The organism is Mucilaginibacter rubeus, assembly GCF_014643835.1.
Lineage (GTDB): Bacteria > Bacteroidota > Bacteroidia > Sphingobacteriales > Sphingobacteriaceae > Mucilaginibacter > Mucilaginibacter rubeus.
The window spans coordinates 516,555-539,503 of record NZ_BMKD01000002.1 but is presented as its reverse complement, the minus strand read 5'-3'; the positions used below and the strand labels follow the sequence as shown (position 1 = coordinate 539,503).

The following is a 22,949-nucleotide window of genomic DNA, read 5'->3' as shown; positions in this document are numbered from 1 at the left end:
TATTTAGGTATTATCTTAAGCGTATCTGTATAGTGGAAAAAAGTCTACTTCGGCATTTTCTTCAATGCCCTTATCCTGCAAAAGCTTTTGGTATATTTCGGGATTGGCAATATATCTCCATGTTTTAAAGTCAAGATGGAGGTCGGAGAAGGCACATTTCCAGTCAAAGAGCTTGTCGTTTTTAAATCCAAGGCCACCACCCAGGTTGTAATATTTCATTCCTTTTTCTCTGCCTATCTGCGTTATGCAATCGGCCAGAAATTTGGTTGGACTATGATGTAAATATTCTGCGCGGGCACCTACTAAATGGGCTTGAATAATGCCATTTGTAAAGGTTATTATAGTGCTTGCAATTGCAATGTCGTTGTAGTAAACAGTTAGCAAACGGGCTTCATATTCAGATGTGTTTAATATTTCTGAAAAGTATTTTTCATTAAACAGGTAGTAGCTGCTGGCGCCAACGCGTTTCATGTTTTCGGTATAAATTTCGACAAAGGTGTTTATGCCGTCAGCATTTGTTTCGTCCTTTACTTTAAACCCCCTTTTCCATGCGTGCTTAATAGCATCCATGGTTGATTGCCTGTATTTTTTGCGCTGTTCATCAATAGGCACTGAAAGGTCAAATACTACCGTTTTTCCGTTTTCGTGAACACCTCCAAATTTATCCAGTAATTTTTGCTGCTTATAAAAAGGATGAAGTCTTACAAAAACAGATATGTACTTTTCCTTTATAAGGAAATTGTTGAAAGCGCTTTTAAAATTTTCCATCAGCTCCTCATCTATCTCATCAATTTTTTTGTTTGAAAACGGGCCCGAAAAACCATATACGCAGGTTAGGTCGCTATAATCAGAACCCGGAATTTTTCGCTGCAGCAGGGGGAAGCCGATATAGGTATCTGACTCCTCATAAATAAATAGAACAGGATCTCCCGCTGTTTCAAGGGAGTGATAATGCCATGTATGATAAAAATCATATTCGGCCGAATTACCGACGTAAGAAATCCATTCCTCTTTATTGAGCAGGGTAAAGATCTTAATCATTGAATTAAAGTTTAGGAGATAGTAAATTATGATTGTTGATTTTGAAGGCAAACAAATTTACTTTTGGTAATACTCATTGTAATCAAATCATTTACCTTACCTGTAATTTCAAATCCGGCCTTTTCATAAACAGTGATTGCCGCGATATTTGCAGGGTGTACCTTTAAATAAATCTCATCCAGTTCCTTTATTAAAAAGCCATATCGTATCATCTGCACTGTTGCCTGGTAACCAATTCCTTTACCCCAGTAAAGTTTGTTACCAATAAACAGGTGCAGTTCTGCGTCATGATCAGTAATATCGAGCAGTTGTATATTCCCTATATATGTATTAAGTTCTTTAACACAAATTGCAAATCTAAGCTGATCGGGCTTGGCCAGCTTTTCACGTAACCAGGCTGTTTCTATTTCCGAACTAATATAATGAGTGGGTTTGTAGCCTGTATATACCCATATCAATGGGTCGTTACGCCATGCGTAAGATACGGACGCATCTTCTATTACAAGGGGGCGTATGTAAACTGAAATGGTCATAAAAAAAGTCTTAGCGTATTTAACATATAAAACATATCCTGAAGGTCATACCGTTGATCAATTGGTAATGGCACTAAGCACCGGGCCAGATAATTTTCGTTGGTGTTTTTCTTAGTCCACTTAAATACATTAGGCCAGTAGGTAGCAACATATATTTTTTTCTGGATCAGATGTACTTTTAAGTGCCGGTCATTAGTTAAAAAAGGGTATACCAACGGTACTGTGTGCTCATCAGCGGCATCAAACTTGAGCAGGTTAAATTCAGCAAGGTGCTTATGCAAAAAATTAAAGTTTCGTTGCCTTGCAAATACACATTCGTTGTAATTGATGCTTGTAAGTATCTTTCGGGTCAATAACGACATGGACCTGATCTCGTTGTTTTCCAGATCCTTGCTGTTGTTTATATAGTCAGAATACCCGGCTTCTATACCTGCGTCTATACTTTTTATAAGGTGCGAAAATCGGTTTACTGAGCTATCTACGGGCAACTTTTTAGTAAGTTTTCTTTTAATGCTTAAGTATGCGCCGTCTGGAACGCCAAAAAACTTACGGCACGAGTAAAATGTATCAATGCCGGCAAGGGGCTCTGAAAAAAAGGCTTGCGAATTATCAATTATAAGATTTTTGATTTTGCCGCTAAGCTCTAATGCTTTTGTTTGTTTTATGCCAAAGTAATTGGTATATAAAAAACAAGCGTCAGGCTCAATCTCAAAATCGATGATGGGATCTAACTGCCGGTCAACATGATAAAACTGGTATTGAATACCTGTTCGTGCAATTGGTTCAAGCAGTACATCGCAGGTGAAATAAGGAATATAAATTTTATGATATTTTTTTTGTATCAATATGTATTCTAACGCATTACGTCCTGTGTTTAACCTAACCAAATCGGGATAGTATTCATTCCCTTTGGGCAGTTCCAGCTCCAAATACCCGCCTATCGGTTTTAACGCGGCTTTATTTTTTTGCATGACTGTAAATTGAGTGTGAAAAATAAAGTTGTTATCCCTGGTCGCTTTTATACATTCTTAAATGAATGGGTTGATAATATTCTTCCAGGCTTTCCGGGATACGTGAATTGTAACCCAATACCTGCCGCTGATCAGAGCTAAGCTTATCAATAAAGTCGTAACCTAATACCCTTGGGTAGTCCATTTGTGGTTTAATAAAAGGGCGGGTGAATCCCAGTGTTAATGCCCGGCGTTGCTTAATTGTTTTGTTTTCTCCGGCAGCATGCCATATGTTGGAGTCGAAAAGGATGATGCTTCCTTTTGGTGTTACAGCCCTTTCGGCGGTTTCGTAGAAATAATTTTCGTTAGGTTTGATATCTGTTTTATGTGAGCCCGACAGAAAATAGGTAGCACCGTTTTCTGCGGTAAAATCATCAAGGGTAACTATCATTTGCACTAATAATTTCGTATCGCCTAAAAATGTGCGCACATCACGGTGCATGTTACTTACATAAGGATGTTGCTGCTGGGTGTGTATTACAGCATTAAAACCATTCAGTATATAATTACCACTCAAAAAATAAGCTATTTCATCGGCACAATACATTTTTTCAATAAACGGCAAGCTGAAATTGTCCTTTTCAACAAGGTGATGAAGTGTGCCGGCCATGTTAGAGCTTATCCCATTTTTTTCCTGAATGGCCCGTCGTTTTACGTACGCTTCCTTTAAATCCTCATTAATAACTGCAACAAAATCGCTGTCTAATGCATTCTCAAAAATAACCCATCCGTAATCACGCATCGCAACGCGGAAATCTTCAAAATGCCTGTCTCCGTAGTTAAGTCTATTTCTCATGAATTTGTATTGTTGATTTTCGGCTAATTAATTCAGGTCCATAATCTGCATCATCATAGCATTTACTTTATGCACATCAAATTTTTCCTTTGCCAAGGCCAGTCCGTTAAGCCCGAAACTGCTGATAGCTTCCTTGTTGGTTATGAAATACTCCATCTTGTGCACAAGTTCGGCTGTGTTTTTTACGGGTATTAAAAATCCATTGCTGTTGGGTGACGCATCAACAGTTTCCCTGCAACCAACAGAATCGCAGGTTATAATGGCACGCGCCATAGCCATGGCTTCAAGTAAACACCGTGGAATTCCCTCCCGATAGTATGAAGGCAGTACCACAACAGACGAACTGCTTATATATGGTCTTACATCATCAACGGCACCCAGGTAGTTAATTACACTCCGGTGCTTTATCTCCGAAAATAAGTCGGGGTGAATGGCGTCAACATTATCATCATAGGATCCGATTAGCTTGAACGTTACCTGCGGATGCTTTAGGAATACAATTTGCGCTGCTTCAAAATATTCGCGGATCCCTTTGGCATTGATTAGCCTGGATACCATGATAAAGCTTATGTTATTAATGTCCGGCCGGGTAGGGGTATAGTAGCTCAAGTCTACTCCCGATCCGTTAACTACTGCGGTTTGATGTTTTGCTGATATTATTTTAGAATCAAGCAGAGTTTGTACATCATCTTTATTTTGAAATATGACAGACAACCCCTGCCTGTTTTTAAGGCTGAACCTAAGCAGGAAGCGGGTAATTTTGCTTGTTAAAGATGTGTTACCGCTAACAAAGTTATAACCAAGGCCCGAAAGCATTGGGGTTATTTTTCGCACGCCGCCCAGTTTGGCTGCAAGTGTTCCATATATAACCGGTTTAAGGGTGTATGGAAAAAAAACATCCGGCTTTAGCTGTTTGATGAGCCGGTAAAGTTTCAACGCATATTTCAGATCAGATAAGATCGATACATTACTTCCGTTTAGATTATTTTCAAATAAAACGATGTTTAACAATGCCAGTCTTGCGCGTTGCTCGGGCGGTATCGCAGGGATAAAAGCATAAACAGTATGTTCTCTCCGCATCAGCTCAACTAATTTACCTCTAAAATCAATCAACGATTTGGCCGAATCGCAGGCGATCAGCACTTTTTTGCTTGCCATGATGGTATAATAAGCAATAGGTTATTATGAGCGAGGATTTAATTGGGGATGTAATGCTGGTCAAAGACAATGCACTGTTATCGGGGATGTATTTTAGTGAACAAGGACCGGCTCAGGGCTGGTGCTTTTAATATGGTAATATTTTTTATACCATGCAATAAATCGCTCAACCCCTGTATGGACAGAAACCTGGGGCTTGTAGTTCAGCATTTCATCTAAATTTGAAACATCAGCACAGGTTTCGGCAACGTCGCCATCCTGCATCGGCATTAGTGTTTTGATTGCTTTTTTGTTCACCTGTGCCTCAATTTCGCTTACAAAATCAAGTAGGTTAACCGGTGCTCCTCTGCCAATGTTAAACACCCTGAAAGGTGCAGATGATGTAGCCGGATCGGGATCTTTGGCATCCCACAGAAAATTGGTCTCAGCCGGTTGATCAATAACATGTGTAATGCCTTCAACAATGTCATCTACGTAGGTAAAATCGCGAAGCATATTGCCGTTGTTAAAAACTTCAATAGGCCTCCCCTCCAGAATTGCTTTGGTAAAAATAAATAAAGCCATGTCCGGCCGGCCCCACGGCCCGTAAACTGTAAAAAAACGTAACCCCGTAGTTCGCAGATTAAATAAATGGCTGTAGGTATGGGCCATCATTTCATTGGCTTTTTTTGATGCTGCGTATAATGAAACCGGATGGTCGGCAATATTATGCTCGCTGAAGGGCATTTTTTTGTTTAAACCGTAAACGCTTGATGAACTGGCGTAAACAAGGTGATTAATCTTGAAATGCCTGCAGCATTCCAGGATGTTTAAAAATCCTTTTACGTTTGTGTCAATATAAACATCAGGATTAGTAAGACTGTAGCGTACACCGGCCTGTGCGGCCAAGTTACAAACGGCATCAAACTGATAGTTTTGGAATTGCTGCTGCAGATTTTCTTTATCCGTTATATCCAGTTTTATAAACGTATAGTTTGGATGTTTTGTGCTGCAAACAGGTTTGTTATAAACCATTCCTGATACTTTTATGCCGGCATCCAGCAATCGGGCGTGCTTTAGCTTTACATCGTAGTAATCGTTAATATTATCAATGCCTACAACGGTGTCACCGCGTTTAAGTAATTTTTGGGTTAAATGATAGCCGATAAATCCCGCAGTGCCGGTAATTAAAATTTTCATAAATAAGTGAAATTAGGTTTAAATGAAAGCCTTAGAGAAAGGCGTTGATTATTGGTTGATTATAAGCGCGAACGCTTAACTAATTGTAAATGCCTGTATGAAAAAGAATCAGGAATGGTAACGAAAAAGGAGGTAGATGTACTTGTTGCAGAATACTTTTGAGTAAGGAGTTTATCAAATTGCGCGCGTTTGAGTGTGATTTGATAAATCTTACTTCATGGTATAAGTGTATTTTCTCCCGTTTGTAAGTGGATTACTATTGTCCGACGTTGAGAAATACAATGTGTTGCCCCAATGGCTAAATTGTCCCAGTCCAAAACTGCGGATATCATGGTGGGTAGAGTGGGCCGGCCCCAGTTCAACGCCATTTTCAAACAGCCTGAGCTTTGAAACAGTTGGAGAGGTGTTTGAATCCCCAATTTCAGGTAAATCATAGCCAATTTTGTAACAAAAGCCGCTATCTACTCTCAACCCTATCAAGCTTATCGATTTGATAGATTCGTCCTGTGGTGTTGTAACCGGAGGAGTAGTTGTAGGCGGTGTTGGAGTTGGTGTTGGCTGGTCGGCTTTTTTACAGCCGTTAATAGCAGATAGCATGGCTACAATTGTTATTATAGGCAACACAACATTTCGGGTGGATTTAATAATTGTTTTCATAAAAATTTTATTTTAGTTAGTTAAAGTTGTTGCGCTACTATGTATAAGTCAGGGGCTGTTTATACCAGTGCATTCAGTATCGACTTGATGAATATTTCGGGGGTGCGGTCTTCTACGTATTGCATTATAAGGTCTTTATGATTGCTATTAGTGCTGAGGGCGGTGTTTACCGTTGTTGTTAACGAGTTTACATTATCGGCTTCAGCCAGGTAAATGCCCGGGATCTCATCGATACCTCCCGCGCAATTGGTGCTGATTACAACAGGGTTCAGGATCATCATTTGCAACAATACGTTCGGAAAGCCCTCTTTTATTGATGATATAACGCAGGCTTTTGCATGCTTAAAATAAGGCATTGGGTTTGCGACCCACCCTTTTAATACTACCCGGCCTTCCAATTTTAATTCACTGATCAGTTTCTGAAGCGAAGCTTGCTCGGGGCCTTCGCCAAATATCAGGAGCTGCAAATGGGGCTGGGAAGCTTTAATTTCATCAAAAGCGATAATTAGTATATCAAAACCCTTTTCAGGAATCAGCCGCCCGGCTGCGCAAATAAATTCAGCAGTGGCATCGGCAGCGGGCAGTGCTTCTTCGGCCTTTATTAGGTTTTGTTCAATATCGATCGGGTTTTTCTGAATGATAACCCTTCGCTTGTCGATGTATGGGAGATGCTGTACAAAGCTATCCCGCATGCTGTTGGTTTGGCATACAACCAAATTTACCCCGGGGTAGCCAAGCCAATATGCTATCTGGTAACTCAATTTTTTTAAACCGCTGTACCGGGTTAAAACAGAAGAGCATTCCCTTACTATGAGTTTTGATTTTAAATATCCAATGCGCTTTAAAAAACCCAGGAAAGCATTTAAGTAAGGATGTGTACTAAAAATAATATGATCTGTGCGGTAAGGGCTTAAGCTTTTTATTAACCTTGAAAAGCCACTTAATATGCTTCCGTTGCTCACATATTCCACTTGTTGATCGATGGGAATATTTAACCCGCCGCTTTCAACTTTCTTTAAAAATAGCAGAGAAGCGTTACTCGCACGGGCGGCTTGTAGCAGTATGTTCTCGGCGCCGTTTGCCTTGTTGGTAATTGAAACAAAAAGTAATTTAGGCTTCATCTTGGGCATTAGTTAGCGTTATTAAGGGTCTTCAGTTTCCTGATCACTTTTTTAAAGGGGCCCATTGCACTCAATACTTTGCGTTTTCCATCAACAATCAACAATCCATCTTCAAAATTTATAGTATGCAACCCTTCGTCATAAGGTGCCTGGGGAAGTAGTTCAAAAGCAGTATGGTATTGAAAATCTGTTTCGGTTATAGTGGTTATTTCATTGATCATTACCGAGCCTCCATAACACCTTTTAGGGTTTTGGCTGGGCATATAAAGTTTTTGCCCAACTACAAATAGCCTCCCTGCCGACCGGCTCACGTTTGACGCCACATTTATCGGGTTTTGTTTATGTGCCTTAAATGGAGCGTCGAGTGTGTCGGCATAAAATAAGTACAGTACACCCTGTTCACCCGAAACACTTGTAAAGAGCCAATATTTGTTGTTATAATGGATAATAGAACTGTCAACAAATGCCTGGCCTTCCAGCAATACCCTAATCTTTTCAAACTTATAAGGGTTGTTCATATCAATTTGATAAAGAGCCACCTGTTTAGCTCTGCCTGTTTCCGGAATACAGTATAGCCGGTTACTATCAGTGAACATGTGAGGATAAGAGAGGTGTATTTCGTCTTCCATGATGCCATTTACTTTTTTCTTATTTTTGAAATGCATGTTATCCGTCATCATGATTTCGCCTTTTCCCTTCCAAAAATTAAGCTCTTCATAATAGAGATGTAAACGGCCGTTGATATTTGCAGTAAAAGGATCGGCCGTATAATCCGCCTTATCTTCTGATAACCAATTGATTTTTCCGTTTAGCTGCTGAGTGTGGATAAGGTTTTCTGGAGATTGTGATATATAACCTATATTCCATTTGTCATAACTAAACACTCTGTGAATAAATGAAATGAATGAGGAGATAAGGTCTTTCATAATCGAAATGTTTTTTTTAAAAATGACAGGAGCGTTAGTGATATAGGCAGATAATCGGTTTCCTGCAGCAGGCTTCCACCAAAACTATCTTTGAATTTGTTGATCTTTAAAAGTTCGGCATCCGATGTATTGTAAGCATAGCCGCCCAAATCATATATTTTAAACCCAAGCTGTTTAAAAAAGCGGATATCTTCAAAATGCAGCAAGCGGTTTGCCCGGCCTGTGACAGCTCTTAACTGGCTGTCATTTTCATTTCTGAACAGGGAAGCCGAATGCAATAATCTTACTCTTTGCGATGAATGATCGCGGATGTAAGCGTGCATAACAATATCCTGGTCCTGGTAAACCGCTTTGGAGATAAACAGGTGCGGTTTGTATTTATAAAATTCTTTATTGATTTTTTTTAGGCCCTTGGTAACTGCAAATGCATTGTAAAAGTCAATAAAGGGTTTAATGCCGGTACCCATCACGGTTGATACGCCATCTTTAAGGGCCCTGCGTATTTCGTATGTTGTGTTTTTGTCAAAATTGGCTTCAATAGCAGGTACAGGTACGGTTATATCAATTATTTTTGTAAAAAAATCCTCTTTACGATATCCCGGAACAGTTTCGCTGCTTTTACTTTGTTTATAGTATTTTAACAGGCAACCCCATAAATTGGGCTTAGCGGCAAACCACACAACTGTGTATGGTACTATACGCATAGCCCTGTTGTTAATCTGGATCATAAGGTTAGAATGTTTTAAGCTACCTGGTATGTTGAAATTGCTTTTGAACGCTGATCTTTAAGCCATTGTGTATACACAAGCAGTTTCCAGATCTGGGTTGCCCTGTTCCATTTGCCGCTCATGTGATCGTTTATCATAGCAAATGATTTTTGTACGTTAATACCGGGGATGTTCTTTAGCTCGCTGATTGAAAGATGATCCATCACGTGATCTCTCAGTTCGTTTTTAAACCAATGGCTTAGCGGCATTGTAAAGCCGGATTTTGGCCTGTCAAACAGTTGCGCCGGCGCATATTGGTATAGTATATCTTTCAAAATCCTTTTTTGAATGCCGTATTTAAATTTATAGCTGTCGGGCAAGGTTTGCGCAAATGCAATTACCCGGTAATCCATAAGCGGCGCCCTTGCTTCTAACGAAAAGGCCATTGTGCCCCTGTCAACCTTAGTATTTATATCACCGTTTAAATAGGTCTTGGTATCAAATGCCGACAGCTTTTGAAGCATGCTTGTTGATTTTGACGACCAGATATCCATGAAGGGAACCTGCAGGCCAATGTTAGGATTTTCGAGCCAGGAGTATTCCAGGCCGCCCAGCATAAGCCCGTAAAGTGATTTGACCTCCGGATTGCAGATCCCCATTGCAATTAGTTTATGACGATAGTTAGGGGAGATGCTAATTAGATCGGCTATTTTTTTACGCAGCGCCAGCGGGCATTTAAACAGCTGGTTAACCATATTAAACCATTTATAACGGCTGTATCCTAAAAAGCTTTCGTCGCCGCCATCACCGCTTAAAACCACGGTAACGTGTTTTTTGGTGTGTTTACTTAACAGCAGGGATGGGATGGCGCTTGAATCGGCAAAAGGCTCATCATAATAGCGGCCGAAACTCTCAATTAGTTCAATGCCTTCTTCTTTATTACATTCAATTGTATGATGATCTGTTTTTAAATGATCGGCAATTTTTTGTGCAAAAACGCTTTCATCAAAACCTTTTTCTCTGAATTTTATGCAAAAGGTTTTTACATTATCATAGTTTTTTGAAGCTATAGCCGCAACAAGTGATGAGTCGATACCGCCTGAAAGGTATACTCCAAGGGGCACATCGGCATGCATGCGTATATCAACAGCGTTGGTAATCAGCCGGGTTAAATCGGCCTGTGCTTGCTGATATGCTCCTTCATAGCGTTCGGCATGGTTTAAGTCCAGTTCCCAGTATTTTCTTTTTCTGAAACTGCCGGTGTTGCAATCAAAACAAAATGAATGCCCGGCCTCAAGCTTTTGGATTTCGTTCCAGGCCGATTTGGGTTCGGGAACGTATCCCCATACAAAATATTCGTTAATAGCCTGTTCATTGATAGTTACATTCCGGCCTATACATATTTGCGATGGCTGGCTGGCAAATTCAAAATCTAAACCATTTTGGGTATAATAAAACGGCTTTTTGCCAAGCCTGTCGCGGGCGCCAAAAAGCTGGAGCGTACGGGTGTCAAAAATTACAAAGGCAAACATCCCGTTGAAATGGTTGACACAGTTTTCGCCGTATTCAAGATAGGCGGCTGTAATAACCTCTGTATCGGAATCGGTCAGGAATCTGTAACCCAGGGCTGTGAGCTTTACCTTTAAGGTTTTATAGTTGTAGATTTCGCCATTAAATACAACTTTAAGGTGATTGTAAGTTAAGGGCTGATCTGACCGGTGGTCCAGATCAACAATAGCCAGCCGGTTATGGCCCAGGGTAACCGGACCATTGTGTTCAAAGCCAGAATAATCGGGCCCCCTGAAATCGGCCCTTGCCAGTTTTTGAAATATGATGTTATCGTCATATCTCACTGTTGATCCGTAAATGCCGCACATAAAAAAACGCTAAGGGGTTAATAGTTTTGTTTAATTAGCAAGCAGGGTTTCATATTCCATGCCTATTTTCTCGAGACTAAAGCGATCAACGATATCGGCTTTGATATTAGGATGCTGCCAGGTTTGATTGCATGCCCTGATAATTTGATGGCGTAGTGTGCAAAGATCATTTTGTTCGGCTATAAAACCGTTAAAGCCTTCCCTTATCAGTTCGTTAACACCGCCAACTCTGAATGTAACTACCGGAACGCCTACCGACAGTGCTTCGAGCACTACATTAGGGAAGCCTTCGGTAAATGAGCTTAAAACCAGTAAGTCATGCTTAGAAATAACATCGGCAACATTTTTAATTTCGCCGATGAACTTCACGCGTTCGTTGAGGCCGATATTTTGTACCTCTGCTTTTAAGGTATCCATCAGCGGGCCCTTGCCGGCTATAGTTAGAACATAGTTTTGAGGCAGTGCTTTCATAACCTCAAGCAAGCGAAATAATCCTTTCTCTTTGATGAGCCGGTTAACTGCAATAAGCCTCTTTAGTCCCGAAATTTGGTTTTGAGGTTTTATTGCATTCGTTATAATAACCGGGTTATGAATAACTATAAGCTTGTTTAGGTTGATGTTATAAAACCGGGCAATGGATTGCTTCATTTCTTCCGACTGGCAAACTATTGAGTTAAAGCGTACAAACAAAAACCTGGAAAAGTAATTGTAAAAACGGGATTTAAACCCATAAAACTGTGCCATTTGCTGCGGATTGTTAGATGCCCTGGCTATTAAATTAGGCACTTTAACAAACATTGAAACAAAGGCTACCAGGATATTAATATGATCGGTAGTTGAAAAAACAGCGTATGGTTTTTCATCTTTCAGCAGTTTGCGAAGTTTAAAAAATGAGCGTGAAGCCTTTATTGTTTTCAGGTTTAAAAATCTGATACCTGCTATTTCTGTTGAGAAACTGCACTCGTCTCCATTAAGCAATACTACAACTACCTCATAATCGGGTTTGTTGAAATATTGCGATAACAGCCAGTAAACACGCTCAGAACCACCTGTGCCAAGCGAGCCAAGAACAAGGAAAATCTTTTTTCTCATTATAAATAAAAATCTGGATCAAGTTTTAAGCGACAGCTAATTCTTCCTGCACTGGTTCGGTTTGTTTTACAGGGTCTTTTAACCTGTTGTAGTGTAATACGGCGAAATAAATAAATATAGTAGGGCCGTCCACGCTCATCAGCCACCCGTTATGTGACAGCGCGTTTAATGAAATTGCTATAAAAGTGAAAAATATAGCTACATAAATTGCACTCCCTTTATGCTTTACGTTTTTTATAGTTTGCCAAAACAGTCGGACAGTTTTGTAATATATGGCCCATAGTAACCCCAGCCCCAAAAACGGGCCAAGCAGGGTAATAAACATCAGGTAGGCATTGTGCGATGATAATCCGAAAGTGAACAAGGGGTTCCGGTAAGTTACGTCGTTCCAGGTTTTACCATAAAATATAAGTCCGAAAGGATAGTCAGCAAATATTTTAAGGTTTTCGGCAGCCATGTCGGCCCTGTTAAAATCATTTGCCTCTTTAGCCTGATTTTTTGACAGGATGTTGTTTTTGTCATCAGTGTTATCTTTTAATACATAAGTGTACAACCCAAAACATATGATCACTGTAGCTGCAACCAGGAAAACGGCTCTATAGCGATAGTAAATAAACAGGAAGAGCGTTACACCGGCTCCAAAGCTTATAAATGCCGACCTGTTCATGCCAAGGTAAATGCAAACAATGCAGGCCGCTAAAACCAATGCTCTTACTATAAGATATTGCCCGGTAGTGCATGATGCAATAAAGGCAAACGTGGTAATGGCTACAACCTGGTACCCGAAGTTGAATTGCGTTACTGCCAGGCCGGCTGGACTTTGTTTAACCGGCTCGCCCAATAGCATGCTCCTGATCGGATCAATGGTGCCTGCCATGCTGTGATCAAGTACCATAATGATCATAGAGCACATGAGCAGAAAGAAAAACATTAATATTGAAGCGTAATAGCGCGATTTATTTGCACCAACAAAATAGTTGAAGTATAACGAACATGGTATTATAGTAAGGAGAATGGCAAAAAAGGTAACATAATTGTTCATCCCTACTACCTGATATAAAAAAACGCCGATTAAAAAAATTATTAACTCCTTGGTATAGCCGAAATCCAGCAAAGGTTTTTGCACAAAGAATAGCAGCATGCAAAAAATTACAGGCGCAGGAATCCTCAAAGTATCTGTCATGAAAATGTTAAAAGCAAGTGTGTACAGATAGAAGAGCATTAAACCATAAAAGAGGCACTTTTTAAGCAGCATAATAAAGTGGAACTATTGAAAAATTCGTTTTATTGTAGATAGTATTATCTTCAGATCCATGAAAAGATCCTGATTGTCGATGTATTCGAGATTCTTGCTGATCTTTGATGGAACTATTACCTTGATATACATATCTTCAGGATCATCGCTGCCGGCCAGGATATCATTTTCATCAAAATATTTGATGGATGCCCAGTCTGTTACTCCCGGTTTAACACTTAATACCCTTAGTTGAGCAGGTGTATACAGGTTTACATATTTCCGTACTTCGGGGCGCGGGCCAACAAAGCTCATGTCACCTTTTAACACGTTTAGTAATTGCGGCAGTTCATCAAGTTTATATTTCCTGAGCCAGTAACCAACACTGGTGATCCGGTAATCTTTACTGCCTATGGTTAATAATCCGGCCCTGTCCGAGTTTATGTACATGGTCCGGAATTTGAACAGTTCAAACTCATTTCCATCTTTCCCAACCCTTGTTTGTTTATAAAATGCGCTTCCCCTCGAATTTATTTTAATAGCTATGGCAATTAAAATAAACAATGGGAGCAACATTATCAGTGCTATAAGTGATATGACAATATCAAAAAGCCGTTTAATCATAACTCTATTTTATAATTCCACTTTTGCAAGTTCTTTACACTCATCCAGCACAGTGTTAACCGAGTTTATGACGGTTGTAATTATGAAATCAATCTGCTCGCCGGTAAGTTGAGGATAAATGGGCAGCGAGATTTCATTTGCGTAAAGAGCATAAGCTGATGGATACTGAGCGATCTTATAACCCAGATCTTTAAAAAGAGTAAGCATTGGCAGCGGGGTAAAATGTACATTGGCCATGATCCCTTCAGCCATAATACTTTCAATTATCTGGTCACGCTGTGTCTCTGATATGCCTTTGACCCGCAGGGCAAACAAGTGGTAGGATGATTCCCTTTGCTCGTTTTTTAGTGGCGGTTCAACAAACCAGTCCATTGATTTGAACCTGTCACAATATACGGATGCAACATGCTTGCGCATAGGGAGCAAGCTGGCCTCATAATTTCTGAGCTGGCCGAGGCCTATCGCGGCACAAATGTCGGGCATATTGATTTTGAGGCCCATAAACAGAATATCGTATTTCCAGCCGCCGCCATTACTTTTGGTGAAGGCATCTTTGGTTTGGCCGTTAAGAGTATATAGTTTTAAATACCGGTATTCTTCAGCCGAATTAAAGCGGGCAGGTAAATTGATGCAGATACAACCTCCTTCGGCTGTAGTGATGTTTTTTACCGCGTGAAAAGAAAATATCGATACGTCACTATACTTTGCTGCCGGCAATTCATTTATGGTTGCACCGATTGAGTGCGCTGCATCGGCAATTAAGAGGATCCTGCCTAAAATCTTTTGCTTAGGGCTTTCAGCAACGAATAATTTTTTAATTTCCGGTTTATTGATAATCGCCTTTAATTCTTCGTAGTTGCATGGCCAGCCGGCTATGTCAACAGCAATAATTGCTTTTGTTTTTGGAGTTATTGCTTTAATCACAGCTTCTGTGGAGATGCAGCAGTCGTCATCAACATCAACTATCACCGGCGTAGCCCCGCAATGCATTACACTTAAGGCGGTAGCACAATAGGTGTATGCTGGTATGATAACCTCGTCGCCTTCCTTTATGCCGAACCATTTCAGCATCAGGATAGCTCCTGATGTCCAAGAGTTTACGCAAACAGCTGCATCCGAAGCTGTAAGCTGCTTCATTTGCTGTTCAAGTGCGGCTACTTTGGGCCCGGTGGTTATCCAGCCAGAATTAAGCGTGTCCATAACCTCGTTTATAACAGCCTGGTCAATGTAAGGTGGCGCAAAAGAAATTTTCATATCAGGTTTAATAGAGTTAGTTTCCGGCAGGGACCCGTTCCAAAAAAGCGATTGCTTTTTGAGCATAATCACGGGCTAATCGTTTATAAATGCAATATTTTTCGGCAAGGGCATCTGCCCAGGTATAATTTGAAAAATCGAGGTCATCCAATGAAACAAAAAGGTGATGGTTTTTTTCTATGAAAATTTCAAGCTCAGCAAACGTTTTGTCAGAACAGGTTTCGGGATGATAATTGAATGTCCAGGTGTATTTTGTTTTTTGTTCAACTTCTGATAGTTGAACAGGTACCCAATTAAAGCCAAATCTTACATAAGGTGACTTAAGCAGGCCGTCACTTATTATTTTAATGTTGGTGTATTCGTGTAAAGCAAGCAATGTATTACGGTCAAAAGTATGTGCAGGAGCAATAAAAACAGTGGGGTTGATATTTTCACGTTTGAAAATTTGGGCTGCTTTTCTTATTTTTTCTTTTTGTGTTTGCAATGGTAAGCCTGCAAATTCCGACCGGTTATTCATCTTCAGCAAGCCGGAGTTGTGATTTATGTAATAATGATCAAAACCGTGCATGCCTATCACATAATTTTGATTTTGAAGTTCGCGCACCAACTGCCAGTAGTAAGGATTGAAATTACCGCAGGCTTTTAACTTTGGGTCTTTATTTGCCGGTATAACAGCAATTATGGGTTTTATGCCATACTTGTCAAACAGGGTGAAGAAACGTTGCCATTTTTGGAGGTTATTTGTCGGGCATAAATCATCCAAACGAATTAAGTACTGTAGCATATTAACAGTTTGATAGTTTTATAAAGCTGGTTGGCTGTTTGTTAGTTGTGCCGCTGTTGCAATTGCAGCGACGTGCTTTTTGATTAACGTTTCCCATTCTCCCAGTATCTTATCAGGATGGTTGGTTTTAGATATGACGCGGGCCTGATTTCCAAGAGTTGTTTTTACAACCTCATTGTTGGCCAAACGGTGCATTGCATCGGCTAAATCACTTATTGATCCTCTTTTTACCAATATCCCATTTTGGCCGTTGTTGATGATCTCCGAAGGTCCAAAATTGCAATCAACTGCTATGGAAGGGCATCCAAAGCTCATAGCCTCAACTAAAGCATTAGGGTATCCCTCGTTGCGCGATGGTAAGACAAACATTTCGGCCTGGTTGTAATAATCCTGAAGGTTGTTTTTGCTTCCAGGTAGCAATACCCGTTCTCTTAACCCCAGATTAAAGATCTGGCAAACGAGGTTAGCACGTTCTTCGCCATCGCCAACGATTATCAGATCGACGTCGGTAAGGCTTGATTTTGCATAGGCCTCAATAAGGATATCAAAGCCCTTTACATAGGCCAAACGGCCAACTCCCAAAATAAACCTCCGATGGTGAACCTTCTCCTCTGACGGTAATGGGAAAATAGTAACAGCATTTGTTATGCGCTCGATGTTTGTTAGCACTTTAAAGTCTTTGTCCTTAAGCAGGCAGTCCTCAACTCCTTTAGCACTTACTACAACCGCTTCGGCTCTTTTATATAAGTTTAAAGCCAGTTGTTTACGCAAATAGTTAAACCTGATAACGCTTCTATCGGGCGAAGTGCGCTCTGAAACAATGTAAGGTACCCGGGTAAACCAACAGGTAATACCAGTCCAAATATTGGCGGATGTGATAAATGATAAAGCGCACACCGGTTTTTGAGCCCGCAATAACTTGATAAGTTTAAAAAAAGTTTCGGCAATATGATACAACCTGTAAACAAACAAATTTTTTTGACGGTCAGCAAGGTAAAATACCTTAACATCATTATCAATTTCATATGCTGGAACATCATTGTTTAAAGAAATAAGTACCGACTGGAAGTTGTTTTTATTAAAATAATTAGCAAGCGAAATGATAACTCTTTCTGCTCCTCCGCCTCTAAGCGACGGAATAATGAAAAACAGAACGGGTTTTGAAAAAGGGGCGGCTTGTATGTTCATGTTAATGTTAAATGCGCTGGGCAGTTATAGCAGGTATTTTACCGTATCGTAAGCTTTACGAAACCGCTTGTTTTGTAATTCAAAAAGCAGATAGCGTTTTATGTAAAGCAGCAAAAGTCTTTTTTTAGCGATCGCGGAGTATGTGAAGTTCTTGATGATTAAATTGAAATCACTTATAACCATTTCCATGCGTGCTTTGGCGTTGATCATGCTCCACACACCTCCTTCATGATTGCGGTAACAGCTCATTACCTCGGGTATTACATAAATTTTACCGCCGGTATGCTGGGTGGCCCATAGCTTAAACATTTTATCGCCGGCAAAACATTCAAAAAACCAGGGGGCAGCGAACAACTGATGAGTTTCGGGAATATTGCGATAAACAACTGTTGCCGTTTTTGTTTCTTCCTGTTTCCCCGCCAGCAAATCGGCATATGTATGTATTAGCGGTGTGGGGTTAGGATGTACGTAAAGTGTTTTGTTATTAACGTTTATCACTTTGTGGTAATGGCAGCAAATAACGAAGTCGGCATTGTTTTCTAAAAAATCAACCTGCTTTTGCAGTTTATATTCATTTATCCAGTAGTCGTCGCCCTCGCAAAGAGCTATGTACCTGCCCCTGCACTGTGTAACACAATTAATTAAATTTTTATGCGTGCCTAAGTTGGTAGGGGAGGCTATAAGCTTGATCCTGCCGGGATAGGTTTCTGAGTAAAATTTAATTATTGACTGGGTTTTATCTGTCGAGCAATCGTCGCCAATAATGATCTCAAACTTAAAGTTGGTTTTCTGCATCAAGAAGCTTCGGATAGCCTCGGAAATGAATTTTTCATGGTTGTAAGTAATACAAAGAACACTTACCATTATTTCTTCATCATTCATACCGTTCCATTTACATTCGCTGCCCTTACATTTATTTCAGATTCAATTTTATCTGTCACCAGTGTGCCAAAATGTTTCGGTTTAAAGTTGTTGTCGAAGTTTTGTGCGCGGAGCAACAACCTGCAAATAAGGTCGAGATCTGACAGCGACAGCGTATGATATAAAGGAAGACAAACCACCCGTGACGCTATGGAATCGCAAACAGGCATTGGTTGGCTTTTTACGTATGGCAATGATGACAGTGAGGGGTAAAAATACCTCCTGCAATAAATCTGTGCCAACTCTAATTTTGCTTTACTTTGATGCATAAGGGCCTCTGTTTGAAAAACGACGGGGAAATATGCATAATTGTAATCCTGTTCGTTTTCAAGTTTTTGAAACTGAACATCCAGGTTTTCCAGGCGCTGCAGATATTGCTCATACAAATACTTTCTTTTTTTAAGTATTTCGTCAACATGGTGCAGGTTGCATAAACCCATTGCTGCATGAAACTCGCTGTTTTTTGCGTTGATACCTTCTTCAGAAAAAGTGTCAACACCTGAATATCCGAAGTTGCGCATCAGTGCCATGGTTTTTAATAACTCCGGATCCTGGGTAAATACAGCGCCGCCTTCGATAGTGTGATATAATTTGGTTGAGTGAAAGCTGGTTACACTGATGTCGCCATATTCAAATACGGAGCGGTTTTTATAAAAAGTACCGAAGCAATGCGCGGCATCATAGATCACCTTAAGGTTATGTTTATCAGCAATAGCCTGTATGGCTGTTATATCGCATGGGTTACCAAATACGTGTGTTGCCAGTATAGCCGATGTGTTGGGTGTGATGGCTGCTTCTATTTTAGCCGGATCAATATTCAGCGTCTCAGGGTCGATATCCACAAATACAGGTTCGCAACCCTGCCATACAATAGTGCTTGTAGTAGCAACAAATGAAAATGGCGTTGTGATAATTTCTCCGCTTAAGTTAAGGGCTTTGATGGCCAGTTGCAAAGCTATTGTACCGTTTGTAACAAACAGCATATGACTAACGCCCAGGTATTGTTTTAACTTTAATTCGAGCGTGTTCACAAGGGGGCCGTTGTTGGTGAGCCATTGCCTTTCCCAGATACTTTTAACATAGGCTCTGAACTCCTTTTCGGCAGGGAGAAATGGTTTGGTTACTGGAATCATCTTTTTAGGATTAATTGGTTAAAATCTTTAATAGCGGAGAGCTTAATTAATAAACTGGCACCATAATAAACCGCAATGAATACTATGAGTAATATGCCAATTTGCATAGTCGGGATGAAAAAATCATTGATCAGCAACTTGTCAAGAAAATAACAGCAGAGGCCGATACTTCCGGCCAACGTTACTGTTGGCAAAATATCTTTCACCTGTTCGGTAACCGGGTAGTCAATTAAGCGCCCGCTGTAAATGGAATTGATGTAGTAGGCTATTATGTTAAAAAGTAACTGAAAGTATAATAACCCATAAATCCCGAAGGGAATAAAGAGCAGGATGCCGACTACACTTAAAACCTTTTTAATAACCTCTAACTTTAAAAATAATGCGCTTTGCCCCATTACTTTCAAAACATTTAAGTTGTATGAATGAAGCGGGTACATGATGCCACCTATGCATAGCAACTGGAAAAACGGAACGGCTGGCAGCCATTTGTCGGTCAACAAAATGTGAAACAAAGGCCTGGCAATAACGCTGAGCAATATAAGTGCCGGTGCGTTCCAGAATACTACCTGCTGCATAAGCCGTTTATATACATTTTTTAGTTGTATTGGGTCGTTTGAGATCTCTGCGAACATTGGGTAAGTAACTTTATTTATAGCTGCTGAAATATTACTTATCGGTAATTGGCTTATCGAATCGGCCCGGCTGTAGTAGCCAAGCTGGGTTGCCGAAAAGAACTTACCTATGATTATCAGGTAAATGTTTTGATAAACGGTATCAATTAAACCTGATAATGTCATTTTGTAGCCGAAATGGATATGTTTTTTAAAACAAGCCTTATCAAATATCAGTGCCGGTCGCCAGCTTGAAGTGATCCAATGTATGGCCGTTGATAAAAAAGATGTGCATAAGCCCATCCAAACCAGGCTCCAAACTCCGTATCCTAATTTTGCAAGTATGATACCCAATATTCCGCCGCCAATGGCCGACGGGACTTGAATGTTGGTTTGTTTTTTAAACTTCAGATCCTTGACCAGTAAGGTGCTTTGTACCCCAAAAAACGCGTTTATAATTAAAATTAAGGTGTAAACGCGCACAACAGAGGTTAACAGTGGCTGGTGATAAAAAGCGGCGATGAGCGGCGCAGTTATAAAAAGTATCAGGTAAAGAATGCTGCTGCCAATGATATTAAAATAGAAAACGGTTGAATAATCGCGCTGATCTGCATTGGTGGTTCGGATCAGCGAGGCTGTAAGGCCGCCGTCCAAAAGGCTATTGCCTATCGATATAAAAAGATACAGCATAGCTATCAAACCAAATTGTGACGGCTCCAGGATCCGTGCCAGAAAAATGGATATGCCAAAGCTCACCACCTTTGAACTTAATTGCTGCCACAGCGCCCATACTATACCGGACACGGCTCTTTGTTTGTAGGTCATAAATTTTTAAAGCCGGGCGTTAACAACGTTTTCTGGTAAAAATGCCTTCAAATCATACAATACTGCATTGGGTTTGCAAAGCGCTTTTACATTCATTTCTTTAAACTCTTCGTGGGCAACAGCAAGTAAAACCCCGTCATAGGTACGGGTTTTTGATTCGCCGTTTTCGCAGATGATGCCATACTCTTTTTTGGCATGTGCCGCGTTGGCCCAGGGATCATGGATATGCACTTTTACTTTATACTCCTTCAACCGTTTAACAATGTCTATCACACGGGTATTCCTTACGTCGGGGCAGTTTTCTTTAAATGTGAAACCAAGTATCAGCACCTCACTATCTGTTATTGAAGTACCGCGACAAATCATCTGTTTAATAAACTGATCGGCAACATATGCACCCATAGAGTCATTGATACGCCGGCCAGCCAAAATAATTTCAGGGTGATACCCTGCTTCCTGGGCCTTTTGTGCAAGATAATATGGGTCAACCCCGATACAGTGGCCGCCAACAAGGCCCGGGCGAAAATTCAGAAAGTTCCATTTAGTGCCCGCCGCCTCCAATACTTTATGGGTATCGATACCCAGTTTATTAAAGATCATGGCCAGCTCGTTCACAAATGCAATATTTATATCGCGTTGCGCATTTTCAATTACCTTAGCAGCCTCAGCTACTTTTATCGAATGCGCTTTAAATGTGCCGGCTGTAATAATTGATTGGTAAAGCTTATCTACAGTTTCGGCTGTTTCCGGAGTAGAGCCTGATGTAATTTTGCGGATTTTTGAAACGGTATGTAATTTATCTCCGGGATTGATCCTTTCAGGCGAGTAGCCCGCAAAAAAATCAACATTATAGGTAAGCCCCGATACTTTTTCTAAAATAGGCATACATTCATCTTCTGTTACCCCAGGATATACGGTTGATTCGTAAACCACGATATCATTCTTTTTTAACACTTTGCCTACAACCCTGCTGGCGTTTATTAACGGTGAGAGATCAGGCCGGTTATTTTTATCAACAGGGGTTGGCACAGTTACAATGAATATGGAACATTGCTGTAGTTTTTCAATTTCATCAGTAACGTATAAACCGGTTGCGGTTGTACAAACAGGGGTAATTACAGCATTTAATTGATCGGGGTCGATCTCTAAGGTGTGATCAATGCCCGATTTGAGCTCATTAATGCGATCTACATTAATGTCATAGCCAATAACTTTGTATTTTTTTGCAAATTCAACGGCCAGGGGCAAGCCTACATAACCAAGACCGATAATGCCTAATTTAGGTTGGTAATTCTCAATTTTCATGATTTCTGCTGATGTTATGAACTGATAAGTTTTGGATTGAAACACGTGTTACCAAAGCGCAATTGATGGTTTCAAAAATCATTAATACATTTTTACCCTGTATCTGCAACACCTTACCCATTTGATTTACAAGAGCGCCATCTTTTATTTTAACTGTATCACCAATACTGAGGTTGTTAAGGCTCACAATTTCCATGTCTTTGTAGCGTACAAGATTTGTCCTGATCTCGTCTATTACGTTGTCCCTCACTACAGCAGGTTTACCCATATAGTAAACAAAGCCTAACGCCCCCATTACGTAAAGCGCCCTTGACTGCTCATAAGCATCGACATGAACAAATACGTAGGAGCTAAACAGAGGAACACTGATCTCCTTTTTCCTGTCAGACCATTGGCTTACTACATCTCTGACCGGGCAATAGCATTCAATGCCATTTTGCTTTAAAAGCTTGTCCACCTTTTTTTCCCATCGGGGCTTGGTGTAAATAACAAGCCATTTTTTTTCATGATAATTTGTCATGCGAAATTGCGGTGTTCTTAATTGGGTTTCCATAAAATGAATAAAGTTGGATCGGGGAATTAATAAGGGCTTATTATAGCTTCGCCAACTCACTCACATGGCGCAAGTGATGATGGTTTTAAAAAATAGTAATTGAAAATTACTAACCTGGTTATCTGATTTATTACGGACGCAGCCTGTGCTGGCTGTGGCTCCGCCAATCCAGTCACATGGTTAGGCGGTTAATAAAAAATAATCGAACTAATAGTTTATAATATTCGCCGGTTTTTCCCGTTTACTATAAAATATAACAGGTGTCTTAGTCTCTCTGCGGCTTCGCCAATCCAGTCACACTGGCCAGACCGTAAAAAAGCAAGCTAACGGCTTATATCGTTCTCCGGTTACCCGGTTATTGGTTCATAACAACTGCAACTTACGTTGCTTAAGACTCCGCCAATCCAGTCACATGGAACA

Annotated in this window: 22 protein-coding genes; all 22 read right to left on the bottom strand. The window is 40.4% G+C overall.

Going from position 1 to position 22,949, the window contains the following annotated elements; genetic code table 11:
* Window positions 1-15: 15 nt before the first annotated feature.
* The 22 genes from IEX80_RS08710 to IEX80_RS08605 all read right to left on the bottom strand — a co-directional run bounded on the left by IEX80_RS08710 (window position 16) and on the right by IEX80_RS08605 (window position 22,529).
* Window positions 16-1,041: a GNAT family N-acetyltransferase gene (locus tag IEX80_RS08710; RefSeq protein ID WP_188832665.1), complete on the bottom strand. Its 1,026-nt coding sequence runs from the start codon at window positions 1,039-1,041 to the stop codon at window positions 16-18.
* 26 nt (window positions 1,042-1,067) lie between these two features.
* Window positions 1,068-1,574 carry a GNAT family N-acetyltransferase gene (locus IEX80_RS08705; protein WP_090526775.1) on the bottom strand — a complete coding sequence of 169 codons (507 nt, stop codon included), beginning with the start codon at window positions 1,572-1,574 and terminating at the stop codon, window positions 1,068-1,070.
* Window positions 1,571-2,545 (bottom strand): hypothetical protein, encoded by a 975-nt coding sequence (locus IEX80_RS08700; protein ID WP_188832664.1) that lies wholly within the window; start codon window positions 2,543-2,545, stop codon window positions 1,571-1,573. The genes IEX80_RS08705 and IEX80_RS08700 overlap by 4 nt, the downstream gene beginning before the upstream one ends.
* Window positions 2,546-2,576: 31 nt before the next feature.
* Window positions 2,577-3,380, bottom strand: a complete 804-nt coding sequence (locus IEX80_RS08695; RefSeq protein WP_090526781.1) for a phytanoyl-CoA dioxygenase family protein — start codon at window positions 3,378-3,380, stop codon at window positions 2,577-2,579.
* 27 nt (window positions 3,381-3,407) lie between these two features.
* Window positions 3,408-4,538, bottom strand: coding sequence for a glycosyltransferase family 4 protein (locus IEX80_RS08690; protein WP_090526783.1), 1,131 nt, complete (start codon window positions 4,536-4,538; stop codon window positions 3,408-3,410).
* 93 nt (window positions 4,539-4,631) lie between these two features.
* Complete coding sequence (locus IEX80_RS08685; RefSeq protein WP_176627551.1) at window positions 4,632-5,717, bottom strand: NAD-dependent epimerase; 1,086 nt, start codon at window positions 5,715-5,717, stop codon at window positions 4,632-4,634.
* Between the two features lie 210 nt (window positions 5,718-5,927).
* The gene (locus IEX80_RS08680; protein ID WP_090526788.1) at window positions 5,928-6,374 is read right to left on the bottom strand and encodes a hypothetical protein; all 447 of its coding nucleotides are present in this window, start codon (window positions 6,372-6,374) and stop codon (window positions 5,928-5,930) included.
* A 59-nt stretch (window positions 6,375-6,433) separates the two neighbouring features.
* The gene (locus IEX80_RS08675) at window positions 6,434-7,495 is read right to left on the bottom strand and encodes a glycosyltransferase (protein ID WP_188832663.1); all 1,062 of its coding nucleotides are present in this window, start codon (window positions 7,493-7,495) and stop codon (window positions 6,434-6,436) included.
* An 8-nt stretch (window positions 7,496-7,503) separates the two neighbouring features.
* A complete protein-coding gene (locus IEX80_RS08670) occupies window positions 7,504-8,421 on the bottom strand; it encodes a glucosamine inositolphosphorylceramide transferase family protein (protein ID WP_090526792.1) in 918 nt (305 codons plus the stop codon).
* Window positions 8,418-9,149, bottom strand: coding sequence for a GNAT family N-acetyltransferase (locus IEX80_RS08665; RefSeq protein ID WP_090526794.1), 732 nt, complete (start codon window positions 9,147-9,149; stop codon window positions 8,418-8,420). The genes IEX80_RS08670 and IEX80_RS08665 overlap by 4 nt, the downstream gene beginning before the upstream one ends.
* A gap of 14 nt (window positions 9,150-9,163) precedes the next feature.
* Complete coding sequence (gene asnB, locus IEX80_RS08660; RefSeq protein ID WP_188832662.1) at window positions 9,164-11,005, bottom strand: asparagine synthase (glutamine-hydrolyzing); 1,842 nt, start codon at window positions 11,003-11,005, stop codon at window positions 9,164-9,166.
* Window positions 11,006-11,035: 30 nt separating this feature from the next.
* Complete coding sequence (locus tag IEX80_RS08655) at window positions 11,036-12,097, bottom strand: glycosyltransferase (protein ID WP_090526798.1); 1,062 nt, start codon at window positions 12,095-12,097, stop codon at window positions 11,036-11,038.
* Window positions 12,098-12,122: 25 nt separating this feature from the next.
* A complete protein-coding gene (locus IEX80_RS08650) occupies window positions 12,123-13,280 on the bottom strand; it encodes an O-antigen ligase family protein (RefSeq protein ID WP_188832661.1) in 1,158 nt (385 codons plus the stop codon).
* Window positions 13,281-13,364: 84 nt separating this feature from the next.
* A complete protein-coding gene (locus tag IEX80_RS08645) occupies window positions 13,365-13,955 on the bottom strand; it encodes a sugar transferase (protein WP_090526802.1) in 591 nt (196 codons plus the stop codon).
* Window positions 13,956-13,964: 9 nt separating this feature from the next.
* Window positions 13,965-15,209, bottom strand: a complete 1,245-nt coding sequence (locus IEX80_RS08640) for a DegT/DnrJ/EryC1/StrS family aminotransferase (protein ID WP_188832660.1) — start codon at window positions 15,207-15,209, stop codon at window positions 13,965-13,967.
* Window positions 15,210-15,225: 16 nt separating this feature from the next.
* Window positions 15,226-15,993 (bottom strand): DUF2334 domain-containing protein, encoded by a 768-nt coding sequence (locus IEX80_RS08635; protein ID WP_176627543.1) that lies wholly within the window; start codon window positions 15,991-15,993, stop codon window positions 15,226-15,228.
* A gap of 18 nt (window positions 15,994-16,011) precedes the next feature.
* Window positions 16,012-17,181, bottom strand: a complete 1,170-nt coding sequence (locus IEX80_RS08630; protein ID WP_188832659.1) for a glycosyltransferase family 4 protein — start codon at window positions 17,179-17,181, stop codon at window positions 16,012-16,014.
* Window positions 17,182-17,205: 24 nt separating this feature from the next.
* Window positions 17,206-18,063, bottom strand: coding sequence for a glycosyltransferase family 2 protein (locus IEX80_RS08625; RefSeq protein WP_090526810.1), 858 nt, complete (start codon window positions 18,061-18,063; stop codon window positions 17,206-17,208).
* On the bottom strand, window positions 18,060-19,235 hold the full coding sequence (locus tag IEX80_RS08620; RefSeq protein WP_188832658.1) for a DegT/DnrJ/EryC1/StrS family aminotransferase: 1,176 nt from the start codon (window positions 19,233-19,235) through the stop codon (window positions 18,060-18,062). The genes IEX80_RS08625 and IEX80_RS08620 overlap by 4 nt, the downstream gene beginning before the upstream one ends.
* Window positions 19,232-20,671: a lipopolysaccharide biosynthesis protein gene (locus IEX80_RS08615; RefSeq protein ID WP_090526813.1), complete on the bottom strand. Its 1,440-nt coding sequence runs from the start codon at window positions 20,669-20,671 to the stop codon at window positions 19,232-19,234. Before IEX80_RS08615 ends, IEX80_RS08620 begins: the two co-directional genes overlap by 4 nt.
* Window positions 20,672-20,677: 6 nt before the next feature.
* Window positions 20,678-21,976 (bottom strand): nucleotide sugar dehydrogenase, encoded by a 1,299-nt coding sequence (locus IEX80_RS08610; protein WP_090526815.1) that lies wholly within the window; start codon window positions 21,974-21,976, stop codon window positions 20,678-20,680.
* Window positions 21,966-22,529, bottom strand: a complete 564-nt coding sequence (locus IEX80_RS08605; RefSeq protein WP_188832657.1) for a UpxY family transcription antiterminator — start codon at window positions 22,527-22,529, stop codon at window positions 21,966-21,968. Before IEX80_RS08605 ends, IEX80_RS08610 begins: the two co-directional genes overlap by 11 nt.
* Between the last annotated feature and the right edge of the window lie 420 nt (window positions 22,530-22,949).